The following is a 14208-nucleotide window of genomic DNA, read 5'->3' on the forward strand; positions in this document are numbered from 1 at the left end:
CGACATGAACTGAGCATCGGGCCATTTCTGATCAGCCGAATAACATTGGATAACAACAACTGCACCTGCAGAATTGCCATCCTGATCCCGAATCCACTCGCCCCTTTGAACTGACACAGGAGACAGACTCAATGGCCAACCACATGGTGCTGCTCTCGGTACCGGGACTTCGCAGTGAAGACATTCCGAAGATGCCAAATCTTCAAAAACTCGCTGCTCCCGGCTCCATTGTCACATTGAGTCCGTCATTTCCTGCCGTGACTTGCCCGGTACAAGCAAACCTGACGACCGGCGTAAAGCCCTCAAAGCACGGCATCATCGCGAACGGCTTTTTCTATCGAGATAAAGGCGAAGTCGAGATGTGGACCGCCTGGAACAGTTGTTTCGAGGCTCCCCAGATTTGGGACATTCTGCATCAATCCGATCCGGCTTTAACTTCAGCAGTCTGGTTCCCTCTCCACTCCAAGGGCGCCGGGGCCGACTACATTTGCACTCCCGCACCGATCCACAACCCGGACGGATCAGAGTCTCTGTGGTGCTACACCAAGCCAACGGAACTCTACGGCGAACTGCGAGACCAACTCGGGCACTTTCCACTCATGAACTTCTGGGGACCGATGGCCAACATCAAGTCCTCGGACTGGATCATCGACTCAGCAGTCATTGCGGCGAAGCAATTTCAACCGCGATTCACCTACATTTACATCCCGCATCTGGATTACGCGGCACAGAAATTCGGCCCGAACAGCGAACAGGCAACCCAGGCGATTGTTGACATCGATGCATCCCTTGGCCGCTTGGTCAAAGGTTTCAACGAAGCAAAACTCGACAACCTCGAATGGCTGGTCGCCAGCGAATACGTCATCACAGAAGTCGACACCGTCGTCTACCCGAACCGCCTGATCCGTGAAGCCGGTCTTCTCGCGCTGAAGGAAGAGAACGGCAAAGAAAATCTGATTCCCGGAGAATCCCCAGCCTGGGCACTGGTCGACCACCAGTTGGCCCACATCTTCGTGAAAGATCCAGATGACGTTGATCTGGTCGCAGACCTGTTCCGGGACCATCCGGATATCGAACACGTTTTGGTCGGCAACGATCGTCGGAGCTTTTCACTCGATCACCCACGCTCTGGCGATATCGTTCTGATCTCCAAGCCAAACGCCTGGTTTGCCTATTACTGGTGGCAACGGGACGAAAAAGCACCGGACTACGCGAGAACTGTCGACATCCACAAAAAGCCGGGATACGACCCGGTCGAAATGTTCATCGATATGCCCTCCAAGTCGATCCCACTCGACGCGACACTCGTAAAAGGTTCGCATGGATACCCAGCAAACGAGCAATCCCGCAAAGGAGTGCTTATTTCCACAAAGCCTTTGACAGGAACGACATACCAGGACACGGACGTCGCAAAAATCATCTTGTCGAAATTTGGCATTTCCCGATCCACTGCCGACCAGAAATAATTTCGTGCTGCAAGACGAAGCAGCAAGCCCCCAAGGCGGATTCACCCACTCAGAAATCAACGGTTCCTGAGTGGGATGATCCATCTATGGCACTTCCAAGGACTATTCCACTGGGACGGATCAACGCGAATACAGGAGAATCCGGGAACTTTTCCGGATTCCAAAGCGTCCAACTCAGTAAGGACTATCCCGTTCGAAGCAAAAACGATTGAGAATAGATGTCAGCATCCTGAACGTCACAAAAGTCCATCCAGACCAAGTTCAACAGATGCCAGATTCAGCAGTTGATCAACGCTCAGGTTTCCTGAAACCGTTGCTTCGACTTCAGAATTTGTAAATCGATGGTGCGCATGGTTGGCGAAACCAGACGTCACCTCGTAAACTGAGATTTCACTTTCACTTCAGCTCATTTCACCAGAACGACTGTAACTCTCCCTTCTTCACATGGAGTTTCGATCCAGATTGGGAAGATGACGTGTCCGATGTTCTCGCGGGAATCCCGTGCAAACAAGGCAACCATTCCTTTCCATAAAGCCAAGTGACAAAAACACTTGCACGATCGAAAACTCCAGGCATATCGAGGGAGACGAGGACACTGGACATGGCGGAACCACGTGCAGCCTGGGGCATTGATATCGGCCAGTCGGCACTGAAGGCGATCAAGGTTCGGCTTGACCCCGAATCAAATCAGATCGTTGCCGAAGCGTTCGATTACATTCAATTTCCGAAAATTCTCAGTCAGCCTGATGCCATTCCTGATGAAATTGTTCCTCAGGCGATGGAGACGTTCCTCTCCCGGAATAATCTCAAGGGAGATGCCGTTGCAATTTCGGTTCCCGGCCAATCGGCACTCGCCCGATTCATTCAGTTGCCGCCGGTCGAATCAAGCAAACTGCACGAGATCGTCAAATACGAAGCCCGACAGCAGATCCCGTTCGCTCTTGAAGATGTGATCTGGGACTATCAGCCGCTCGGCGCCGGTGCAGAAGAAGGTGGCTTCCTTCTTGACGCAGAGGTCGGCCTGTTTGCAATGAAACGCGAACAGGTGCTCCAGCAGTTGCGACCATATCAAGACAAAAAGGTCGAAGTTGAGCTGATCCAGATCGCTCCACTGGCCTTGTACAACGTCTTGAGTCTGGACGAACTCAACATTCGACGGAACGCAACAGGCGAGCCGGCTGAAGAGTATTACATCGTTCTGGACATGGGTTGCGACAATACAACCCTGATGGTCTCGAACGGATACAAAATCTGGATCAGAAACGTTCCGATCGGTGGAAACCACTTCACTCGGGCGTTGACCAAGGAAATGAAGCTCAGCTTTGCCAAAGCCGAGCACCTGAAATGTAATGCCACGAAGTCACCGGATCCGCGAGCTGTTTTCCAAGCTTTGCGACCTGTGTTCAACGATTACGTTTCGGAAATCCAGCGGTCTATCGGTTACTTCTCCAGCGTGAACCGTTCGGCCAAGATCATGAAAGTGATCGGGCTCGGAAACGGCTTCAAACTTGCTGGTCTGCAAAAATTCCTGCAACAGAACCTGCAGTACCCCGTTGAACGCCCGGACGCGTACAACCAGTTGACCGGCGATACTGTCATCAGTTCTCCGATGTTCTCCGACAACATCCTCAGCTTCGCCGTTCCATACGGGCTGGCAGTTCAGGGACTTGAGCAAACTCGAATCCGGACAACGCTGCTGCCACCTGAGATTGCAGCCGCTCGCCGTATTCGCCGGAAAAAACCATGGGCAGTTGCCGCAGCGGCGACCCTGCTCCTTGGGTTCGGTTTGTCGACGATTGGCAATGCGATCTCCTTTGCATCCGTAAACACACCTGACTTCCAGAAAGCGGAATCAGATGCGGACGCATTTAGTGGTGAACTCGCCAAATATGATTCTGACTTTGGCGCCCAGAAAGCAAACAACGAAGCGATCAAAGGGAAACTCGACGCCCTGACTCAAGGCCGTCGAAACTTTGAATGGCTGGAAGTCTTCAATGCAGTGCTGGACTGCCTGCCAAGAGATCCTCCAGACGTTCAGTACCCCATCGAAGAAGTGGAAAAGAAGAACCAGATCTCACTGTTGCAGTTCAGTGCAGCGAGGATGTCTGACCGTGCAAACTGGTTCAATGCACTTTCCCCACAAGTGAAGCAGCTGATGGTTCCCGCAAATCGCGAGACACCACCAGAAGGGGAAGGCTACATCATCACGCTTCGAGGTGAACACTATCACAACAACCCAGAAAACCCGGAAGACTCGGGAATTCTGTTCGTGATCAATCAGTTCCTGAAGAAGCTACAACAGCCTAGCGTTCAACCTCTCGACTTCCCGGAACGTGACGTCACCCGCATGGGGATTTCTCATGCAACGATAATCACACACAGTCGTCGACTTGACCCATATATGGGTGCACCTCCGCCGAAGGCCGCCCCAGCGTCGCGTCTGAATCCACGCGGATTCGGTGGCCAACGTGGGCAGCCGGGCATGGAAACGATGGAGCCAGGTGGAAATCCACTGCTCAACCCAGGCATGCAGCTGGGAGCCCAACCCGGCGGCTTCCCTGGTGCCGTTCCTGGTCAACCGGGAATGCCACCGGCCCGTGAACTGTATAAAGTCGAGTTCGTTATTCAGTTTGCATACAAGTATGTGCCACCTGCTGAACGCGTCGACCCTATGACCGAGGCTCCGGCCGAGGGAGAAGAGGGTGCCGAAGGCGCTGAAGGGGAAAACACAGAAGCGTCTGCGACTGAAACACCTGAAGCGACGAATTAAGCAAGAACATCATCAGGAATTGTTTCCTGAAACATTCCTGTTATTAGCATCGAAAAAACAACACTTCAGATAAGTGGTCTTTGCGATGGATAAACTACAACCACTCATTCGACAGCGATTCTGGATCCTGGCCGGATTAGTTCTGCCGTTGGTGATGTACGGCTACTACTCTGCGAACAGCCAGCTGAAAGCTGCGACTGCGGCTCGCGAAGAGAAGTTGAAGTCCACATTGAACGGCGTTTCCTCAGGAATTGCGCCGAATGAGGACTACATCAAACAACTGACGGTCTTCAATGAGTTTCTGGAAGCTTCAGTTGACGACGCCATCGTCCAGCTGTGGCAGCAACAGCAGAAGCGAATGACTTGGCCGCCACTGGTCGCCAACAAGGTCCCAAAGGACTTTCTGGGACCATTCGATCAACAGGTTCCACTGATCTACAAAGGTGCTTACGAAGAAGTTTTCCGCAAGCTGCAGGAACGAGTTCAGCCTGTCCGCCCACTCGATCCAATGGCAAGATTTGATCGCAACAAGCCGATCCAGCCAAACCAAAAAGTCGTCCTGATGGCCAACCTGCCACAGGTCACATTTGGTCAGTTCGTGACATCAGAAGAGACTTGGGATGCCCAGATCGACGTCTGGATGACAGAGCTGTTGCTGGATGCCATCGTCAAGATGAATGAAGGCAAAGACTCTGCAACTGAAGCCGTGATTCGCCGTCTCGACATCCTCCAATTACTCGGTGGCGATGGAACCCCAAAGACTTCCGACTCTGGATCATCGGGGATGGAAGGCGACATGATGGGCGGAATGGAAGCCAGCGCCATGGGGATGGGAATGGGTGGCGGATCACAAGGTGCCGCCAATATCCCAACCAAGATTGATTTCGACCCCGCCGAAGAATTCGGACCTGCCTTGGACAGCGCAGGGGGAATGGGCGAAATGTCAATGGACATGATGAGCATGGAAGGAGCTGGCGGAACTGGTCCAGCACCACCACGACGTTACATCGGTGATCCGGAAGCCGCCCCTTACTTCGAACGCGGTTTCTACATGAGCGTGATTATTCAGCAGAACAAAATTGCAGACTTCATCGTCGAACTTGCGAATTCTGACTGGCCAGTTCAGGTTCGCCGTTTTCAGGTCGGCGTGAACCCATACCGCACGAATCAACCTCAAGGGGGCTTCGAATCCATGCCAGGTGTGATGGATGAGTTCTCGATGGGCGAAGCTGGTATGGGAGCATTTGGCCCTCCAACGATGGAAGCGGGTCCAAGTATGGCCGGAGGCCTCGAATTCAGTGGACAACCGGGAATGGGTGGGTTCGGTGATGCAATGGGCGGACGCGGCGTTGTCCGTCCCAACATTTTCGCTCAGAACCTGCCTCCATTCGCCAGTCAGGCAATGAACCACCCAGATCTGGTCCGGTTGGATGTCTGTGGCGTTATCACAATGTACAAGCAGCCAACTGAAGTTCTGGAAGCAGTCAAGGTTCGCAAAGCAAACCCACAATCGCCTGCAGGTGGAGCTGGTCCAGCAGGCGCTGCACCAGCGGCCGCTCCTGCAGTTGAGCCAACGACAGAGCCAACCGCTGAGCCTGCAACCGAAGAAGGAACTCCGGCTCCGACTGCGATGCCAGCTGCCGCCGATGGGGCCGCTCCAGCAGCCACACCAGCGATTCCCGCACCGGTGAATGAAGCCATTCCGGCTCCAGCAACAACGACTCCAGAATCGCCAGCAGCGCCTGCTGCAGACACGCCGCAGGCGAATCCACCTCAGCAGTAATGACTGCTCTGCGAGTTTCATCATACGAAACATCGCAGAGCAATAAGAATCAATGTCAGAGTGATGCCGTATCAGGTACGACCGATTTCGAGAGTGATCAGGATCTGATTTTTTACTGAAACGAAATTACCTTTCGTTTCCGACTCACCAGAGATTCCGGCCATGGCAAAGAAAAATTTCAAACAGCTGGCTGTCGATAACGTCGAGAAGGTCATCTTCGGCGGATTGGCACTCGTTGCACTTGGCGCTCTTGCAGTAGGAACCCAGTGGTCCCGCTATCCGGGGACCGCTGGCGAAATCCTCGACAAAATCTCCAAGGGAAAGTCAACGTGGAGTAAGCACACCTGGCCGCAGGAAGACAAAGAGGCCTACGTCATCTCGGCCGAGAACGTGCCTGCCAATCTTCTGCATGAACGTCTTTACAAACGATACAGCCCTGCACAGGCAGAGATGTCTGGCCGTATGGTTGTCAACATTTTTGGGGGCTCAGAACCGGTTCGTGAACCGAACTTGCTGGTTTTACAGAACCCGATCAGCAGCAGCGGCCGAGTCTTCCTTGAGATCCTCTCGGATGAGCCGCTTCCTACTGACCCCATGATGAATCCAAACCCGAACGGGCCAAATTCTCCATTGGCACCGTTGGCTCAGGACGACAACGTCCCTGACGAATTCCGTAAAGGACGGAACGCAGTCGGAGCAGGTGATATGGCCGGCATGATGCCTGGCGAAATGGCGAGCATGGGCTACGGCGGTGCTGCCATGGAACTCCAGATGCAGCCACAGGGAGGCCGAGGGCGCAGCGGCAATCGTCGAGTCGACGATTCTCCTCAGACCGCCCCAGGTGGCAACCCATCAATGATGATGGGCATGGAAGGCATGATGGGGATGGAGGGAATGCAGAGTGTAAACCTGAACGGTCAGGGATATCACTTTGTTTCCGTGCGAGCCGTGTTCCCGTTGCGTGATCAGATCATGAAGTTCGCAGATGCGATTCATAAATCGTATCAGTTTGCGGCCAGAGATTTTGACATCATTGATTTCGATCTCGAAAGACAGACTGCACAGCCGGGACCTGACCCTTGGAGCGGAAGCTGGGAGAGGGTCGACAAGCAGGACGCATTTGACGTTCTGGAAAAGTCCGCTGGGTATGACGCAGAAGTCGTGAACGGGATGATCACCAACGCTGTGATCACGATGCCGCTTCCAATGCGTATCACCGGGGAATGGCGACGTCAGGCGACTCACCCTCAGATCGAGAAGTTCGAACTGACCGACTCCCAGATTGCGACTGAAGTTGAAATGCAGCGAAAGTTGCTGGGGGAAGCGGTCAATCAGAAGAAAGAAATGGACTCCGCAGTTAACAAACGACGCGGATTCGCCGGACTTGTGATCGACTCTCGCCAGCTGTCATCTGACATGTTTGGCGGAGACATGTACTCTTCCACCATGCCAGGCGGAATGGGTGGAATGGGGATGGGCGGAGGCATGCCCGGGATGGAAGCTTCAGCCATGGGTGGAGCCGGAGGCCCAGGTGGGGGCGCTCGCGGTACCCGAAGCAATGTTCAGCAGAACCCCATCGAAAAGCTGATTGCCGATATGACCAAAGGTTCCTCAAATAAAACTGAGGAAGAGAAGCGAATCCGCGAGTGGATTCAATCGCAGGTGACTGCAGAAGGTGAACTCCTGCTGTTCCGCTATCTCGACTTCAACGTCGAGCCAGGTAAGACATACCGATATCGCGTCCGACTCGTTCTCAAGAATCCAAACTTCGGCAAACGCATTGCCGATGCAGGCGGGATTCCACACGTCGTCGAAGGGGAAACACGAGAAACCCCATGGAGTCAGGTTACAGCACCTGTCACAGTCGAAGATGATGTGCGGTACTTCATCACTGAAGTTCGCGAACAATCCGGTCGGATCTTGCCTTCCGTGAAGTTCGATGTCTTCGAATGGAATGCCTCATTCGGAACGTTCCTGAACAACATGCTGGAGATCCGGTTCGGTCAGCGAATTTCTGACGAAGTCGAAACGACAGTCATCGAGCCAGCGAAATCACTGTACGAGACACGAAAATACCGCTTCCGATCGGACGACTTCCTTGTCGATACGATCCCGGAAATTCGTCTCGACGATGCGTTACACGAGAAGGCGACCGACGGCACCAATTTGAAGTTGCCAGCTGGAATGCGGGGCAAACTCCCGCTCCCGCCTCAAACTCTGGTTTCACGCGCCGATCAGACTCTCGTTTATCTCAATCCAGAATATCACAAGAAGGCTCACGGGAACTTCAAATCCAACATTGAGCACCAGTCGACTCAGTTCGAAGCCCTGAAAGCTCCGAAAGTTGACCCAGCAATGGATGCTCTAGGAGCACTGGGGCTAGCTGCAGATGATGCCTCAATGATGATGGGTGCAGAAGGAATGGGCTCGCGGCAACGCAACGTACTTCGCGCTGGCCGAAAGAGCAAAAAGCAACAAAATCCCGGAATGTTAATGCCGTAATCTCGTTCGATCTGCTTGAATTCAAGCGACTGACCAGATTCCTCGATTCAGTAAGAAGGCTCAGATTGATTCTCAGCCTTCTTTTTTGTTTGCTGCAAGATGCCGGGCCAATCGCCTGAGTTCCCTTTCGAAGTTATTGCGCCACCATGGAAACACGATCTGAATCTCCGGTAAATCTGTTTGAGGGAGTTCCCACTTCACTCACAGTGGAGCAAGTGGATCAGCTGCTTCAATCCGGCCGGACGCGAATTGAGCGAATCGTCTCCACAGGTCAGGCCAGTCCGGATGGGTTCTGGTACGACCAGGAAGAAGAGGAATGGGTCATGGTCCTCAAGGGGTCGGCAAAAATCCAATTTCAGAAAGATCAGCGGGTTGTCACGATGCATGAAGGGGACTCGATCTTCATCCCCGCACATTGCCTTCACCGTGTTGACTGGACTTCTCCTGACGAGCCAACAATCTGGCTCGCAATCTTTTTTCAAAAATAGGTTAAAGATTCTGATCTTGACCCATTCCGAAAATATTCTGTAAACCGTGTCCCTCAGTGTTTGAGTGCCGCGGTCAGGGACTGCCCGTATGGTTCTCAATGGTGTTTTTGACGTGGAGTTCGCGTTCAAATTCACTTTCCCGGGGATGAATCCATGTTCTCCCTGAATCAACACACTGCTGAACGCACACATTTTCGGCCAGCCGGGCCTGATGTCCTTTTGCCATTTAGATGGAGTTGATGCACATGAGTGAACGGATTCACTCTCCAGAACCTGCGACCAATCCAACGAAATCTCGCAGAAGGTTTGTTCCCATTTTCACAGGAACAGCAATTCTGCTTGTCGCCGCAGGTGTCGGAATTCAGTTCCTGCGCGCGAATCCAGCTGCATCACAGACAGCTGCCGCAGACGCTGGAGCAAACACTCTGGCCAGCACCGCTAACAGTGCAAAAGTTCTCGCGAAGGTTAACGGCCAGTCGATTAATTACGATGTCGTCGCCCGTGAATGCGTCAATCGCTACGGTCAGGAAGTTCTCGACACGATGATCAATCGGCTGATCATTCAGCAGGAATGTGAACGCCGAAACGTCACCGTTTCGATGCAGGAAGTCGAAGAAGAAGTCGCCAAGACCGCCAAGAAGTTCAATTTGCCAGTGGACACCTGGTACAAGATGCTTCAGTCAGAGCGCAAGCTCACCCGCGTTCAGTACCAGCAGGACGTCATCTGGCCGATGATCGCCTTGAAGAAACTGGCAGGACAGGACGTTGTTGTCTCCGAAGAAGATATGCGAATCGGGTTCGAACGTGACTACGGTCCACGTGTGAACGCACGTCTGATTCTGGTCGACGGCAACATCCGTCAGGCAAGTCAGATCTGGGAACGCTGCCAGGCGACCCCTGATGAATTCGATCGAATTGCTCGTGAATTCTCCGCTGACCCGAATACCCGACCACTCGGTGGGGTGATTCCTCCAATTCGTAAGCATGGCGGGAGCCCACAGATTGAAGAACAGGCCTTCCGCATGAAGGTCGGCGAGATCTCGCCTGTGATTCAGGTTCAGGAAAGCCGCTACGTGATCCTGAAGTGCGAAGGTTTCACGGAACCTGTTGTTACAGAGATCAAAGACGTCTGGGACGACCTCTATGCACAACTGGTTGACGAGAAGACTCAGAAAGCCGTCGCCAAAGTGTTCGAAGACGTTCGTGATCAGTCTCGAGTTGATAACTTCCTGACGAATCAGTCCACTGGGCGTCAGACGATTCAGCCGACAAGTGGAACCGCTCCGGCTTCTGGAACCGCTAAACCAGCAGCTCCGGCTTCGTCCGCAGACCGAGCCAAAAGCGTTATTCGCTAGACCGGTTCGGTCTATCATGTGGCCGCGCGGCAGCCTTCTTGTTAAGCGAAAGGCTGAATTCCGCGTGCCAGAAGCGCTGCATGATTTCTGGAAATACTTTAAGACCAATCGGTCAGTAAATTGACCGACGCAATCGAGTTCGACGAGGCACCGAAGGAGACATTCCTTCGGTGCCTTTTTTTATGACGAATGCTCGCCGGATACCGACCGTGCGGCGACTTCACCCAACTTCATCAAATGGTGGACTTGCAGTTTCGTGCCAAAGCAGCCATGTTCAACAACCGAGCCTTCTGCCTGATTCGGCAGATGCCCCTTACGCAGCCGAAAGTCGGACGGACTCTGGATTGAAGTTCACGGAATTGAATCATTCACAACCTGCTGAACTGGAGAACTCGATGAGACGAGTGTGCGCCGCCCTGCTAGTCTGTGGAAGCCTCGTGCTTTCCAACACTGTCGGCATTGCTGCAGGACCTGAAGCGATCCCTCTTTGGCCAAATGGAGCCCCGGGTGCCAAAGGGAAAGAAGAAATCGATACCCCTGCGGTTCGCCTTTACCCTGCTCCAGAAGCAAATGCCACTGGCGCATGCGTGGTCGTTCTTCCAGGCGGTGGGTATCGCCATCTCGCCATGGATCACGAAGGCCAACAGATTGCCGCATGGTTCAATTCAATCGGCGTCACAGCAGCAGTCGTGTCTTACCGTCTCGCTCCGAACTACGGACACCCTTCTCCAATGCTCGACGCCCAGCGCGGCATTCGTTATGTGAGAGCGAACGCTGAGAAGTTGAAAATCGACCCGAACCGCATCGGTGTGATGGGATTCTCTGCAGGCGGGCACCTGGCTTCCACAGTGTCGACACTCTTTGACGCCGGAGATGCTTCCAGCGCCGATCCAATCGATCGTCAAAGCAGCCGTCCTGACTTTTCCATTCTCTGTTACCCGGTCATCAGCCTGAAATCTTCATTCACGCATGGCGGGTCGAAGAAGAACCTTCTCGGCGACAATCCAGATCCAGCATTGGTTGAGAAACTCTCAACTGAAACGCAGATCACCAAAGAAACGCCACCGACCTTTATTTTCCATACAGCGGAAGACAAGGCTGTTCCCGTTCAAAATGCGATCGTGTACTTCGAGGCGCTTCAAAAGCATGGAGTTGCATCCGAGATGCATCTCTATCAGAAGGGGCCACACGGAGTCGGACTTGCCCCAAAAGATCCTGTGCTGAGCACATGGAAAGAGCGGTTGGCTGACTGGTTGAAGATCAACGGCTTTCTCTCCACAACCAAACGCGCCGCCATCTCTGGTTCAGTCGAGCTCGAAGGAAAGCCGCTGCCACGAGGCACGATCACCTTCATCCCAGAGGACAAGAACGCACCAACCGCGTTTGCGATGGTCTCGCGCGGCAAGTTTTCTCTTGATGAAAAGAGTGGACCTGCGATCGGAAAGAACAATCTGATTGTCTGCTCTCTTGGGGCAGGAATGCTGTCACCCACAGTCGAAGGAATTGAAGTCTGGGAAGCGCCGAAGCATCCCTTTGTTTGCCAGGTCGCCACAGAAAAAAATGTGCTCGACCTGCAACTGACCAAGTAATTGAGTCAGAGACTCAAGTCGCCCACCGGGAGCCGCGACATCGATTCAAGCGGCGCTCGGAGGGAAAGACTCCCAATCAACGAAAATGCCCGAGTCAAAATGAACCTGAAAGGGGACATTGAGACTCGGGCATTTTGTACTTCAGGCAGGCTTATTTCTCTGCAGTCGAATCACCTGACGCCGCCTTTTCAGCGGTCTTCTTCGTAGCCTTCAGCGGAGCGTGTTTCAGAATCAACATGCCCAGTGGAGGAAGTGTCAGTTCGATACTGTGCTGACGTCCATGAGCCGCTAGAGGAGACGATTTCACACCGCCACCGCAGCCGACATCTGTTCCGCCATACATCCAGGCATCGCTGTTAAAGATCTCGACGTACTCCCCTGACACCGGAACGCCAACAATGTATCCATCGCGTGGAACCGGCGTCATATTCAACACCACGATCAGTGTTTCTTTGGCGTCTTTAGAAAGACGGCAATAGGCATAAACACAGTTGGCAGCGTCATCGGCCTGAATCCAGCTGAATCCGTCGTGCGAATTATCCCGTTCGTGAAGTGCCGGAAAACTCACAACCAGCTTATTCAAGTCTTTGACATAGCGTTTGATCCCTGCGTGGGTATCAATCGATTCGAGAGCCCAATCCAACTCGGAGTCGTGATTCCATTCGGTCCATTGAGCAAGTTCTGCTCCCATGAACGTCAATGTTTTGCCGGGTAGCGTTGCCTGATACCCCAGCAACAATCGCAGGTTTGCAAACATCTGCCATTGATCACCGGGCATCTGCGAAATCAATGACCGCTTACCGTGGACCACTTCATCATGTGAGAGAGGCAGTACAAAGTTTTCAGTGAACGCATACAGCGATCGAAACGAGAGGTCGTTCTGATGATGATGGCGATGAATCGGTTCTCGACGGAGATAGCGCAGGGTGTCATTCATCCACCCCATGTCCCATTTCATCGAGAAGCCAAGACCGCCGTCATAGACTGGCCGGGAAACGCCAGGCCACGCAGTCGATTCTTCGGCAATCGTCACAATGCCAGGGAACTCCCCATGCAACATTGTGTTCATGTCTTTCAGGAATTGAACGGCTTCCAGATTCTCGCGGCCGCCATTCTTATTCGGAATCCACTGGCCTGCTTTACGTGAGTAATCGAGGTACAACATCGATGCCACGGCATCAACTCGGATTCCGTCGATGTGGTACTTATCACACCAGAATCGGGCACTGGACAGCAGGAAGTTTCGAACTTCATAACGCCCATAATTGAAAATGTGCGTATTCCAGTCCGGATGGAACCCCTGTCGCGGATCAGCATGCTCATACAACGCTGTTCCGTCGAAACTTGCCAGCCCATGCGAATCTGTAGGGAAGTGGCCAGGCACCCAATCAATCAGAATGCCAAGCCCGGCACGATGGCACTTATTCACAAACATCATGAAATCCTGAGGAGTTCCATGACGTGAAGTCGGTGCAAAGTAGCCTGTGGACTGATACCCCCAGGACCCGTCAAACGGGTACTCGGTGACGGGCATCAACTGGATATGTGTGAAGTTCAAATCCAGACAGTATTCGATCAGCTGATCAGCAAGTTCCAGATAGCTGAAATAGCGTCGACCATCCTTGGGACGTCTCCACGAACCGAGATGGACTTCATAAGTCTGCATCGGGCGTTCGTACCAGTTCGTTTTCGCGCGCTGGTCCAGCCACTCTTCATCATGCCAGTGAAACTGAGTCAGATCAGTAACGATTGAGGCTGTATGCGGAGGCTGTTCTGATGCAAACCCGTAGGGATCACATTTCTCGACGAGATTCCCCTGCGGTGTACGGATGCTGTACTTGTATGTTTCCCCGGGACGCATCTCCGGGATGATGCCGGACCAGACCCCTTCATGGCTGGAATTCAAATAGAATGCACCATGCTTCCATGAATTCCTGTCGCAAACGACGCACACTTCCTGCGCATTTGGAGCCCAGACTGCGAACCGAATTCCAGTAAGATTGCCCTCAGCAACAGGATGGGCTCCCAGCCATTCATACGCGGTACAGTTCATTCCGCTCCTCATTGTGACACGTTGCTTTTCGAGCAAGGCCTTCGTTAAAGGACCAGCTTGAGGACGCCGGGATAATCCTTGGGCAGTCATCATGAAACATCCATTATTCAACACGCCAAACGAGTGGCTAAACAAGCCAGTCCCGCCTGACCAGTCGTCCTATCATCCATGAATCATAACGAGTTGAGTGCAAATGTAAGAG

The 14208-nt window shown here is 53.1% G+C and carries 8 protein-coding genes; 7 read left to right on the forward strand and 1 reads right to left on the reverse strand.

All coding sequences use genetic code 11. The annotated features are described in order from the left end of the window. Positions 1-131 precede the first annotated feature (131 nt). The 7 genes from SH527x_RS11090 (at position 132) to SH527x_RS11120 (ending at position 11953) form a co-directional block, all read left to right on the forward strand. Positions 132-1466 carry an alkaline phosphatase family protein gene (locus SH527x_RS11090; protein WP_437190747.1) on the forward strand — a complete coding sequence of 445 codons (1335 nt, stop codon included), beginning with the start codon at positions 132-134 and terminating at the stop codon, positions 1464-1466. Between the two features lie 601 nt (positions 1467-2067). Beyond that, positions 2068-4236 carry a type IV pilus assembly protein PilM gene (gene pilM, locus SH527x_RS11095; RefSeq protein WP_437190748.1) on the forward strand — a complete coding sequence of 723 codons (2169 nt, stop codon included), beginning with the start codon at positions 2068-2070 and terminating at the stop codon, positions 4234-4236. An 85-nt stretch (positions 4237-4321) separates the two neighbouring features. After that, complete coding sequence (locus SH527x_RS11100) at positions 4322-6019, forward strand: hypothetical protein (RefSeq protein ID WP_437190749.1); 1698 nt, start codon at positions 4322-4324, stop codon at positions 6017-6019. A gap of 162 nt (positions 6020-6181) precedes the next feature. After that, positions 6182-8521, forward strand: coding sequence for a hypothetical protein (locus SH527x_RS11105; protein WP_437190750.1), 2340 nt, complete (start codon positions 6182-6184; stop codon positions 8519-8521). 146 nt (positions 8522-8667) lie between these two features. Continuing rightward, positions 8668-9009, forward strand: a complete 342-nt coding sequence (locus tag SH527x_RS11110; protein ID WP_437190751.1) for a cupin domain-containing protein — start codon at positions 8668-8670, stop codon at positions 9007-9009. A 245-nt stretch (positions 9010-9254) separates the two neighbouring features. Continuing rightward, positions 9255-10364, forward strand: coding sequence for a peptidylprolyl isomerase (locus tag SH527x_RS11115; RefSeq protein ID WP_437190752.1), 1110 nt, complete (start codon positions 9255-9257; stop codon positions 10362-10364). A 395-nt stretch (positions 10365-10759) separates the two neighbouring features. Continuing rightward, a complete protein-coding gene (locus SH527x_RS11120; protein WP_437190753.1) occupies positions 10760-11953 on the forward strand; it encodes an alpha/beta hydrolase in 1194 nt (397 codons plus the stop codon). 151 nt (positions 11954-12104) lie between these two features. Here SH527x_RS11120 and glgB read toward each other — a convergent pair whose 3' ends face one another. Next, positions 12105-14099: a 1,4-alpha-glucan branching protein GlgB gene (glgB, locus tag SH527x_RS11125; RefSeq protein WP_437190754.1), complete on the reverse strand. Its 1995-nt coding sequence runs from the start codon at positions 14097-14099 to the stop codon at positions 12105-12107. Positions 14100-14208 lie beyond the last annotated feature (109 nt).

Source organism: Planctomicrobium limosum, from assembly GCF_051465645.1.
Taxonomy (GTDB): domain Bacteria; phylum Planctomycetota; class Planctomycetia; order Planctomycetales; family Planctomycetaceae; genus Planctomicrobium.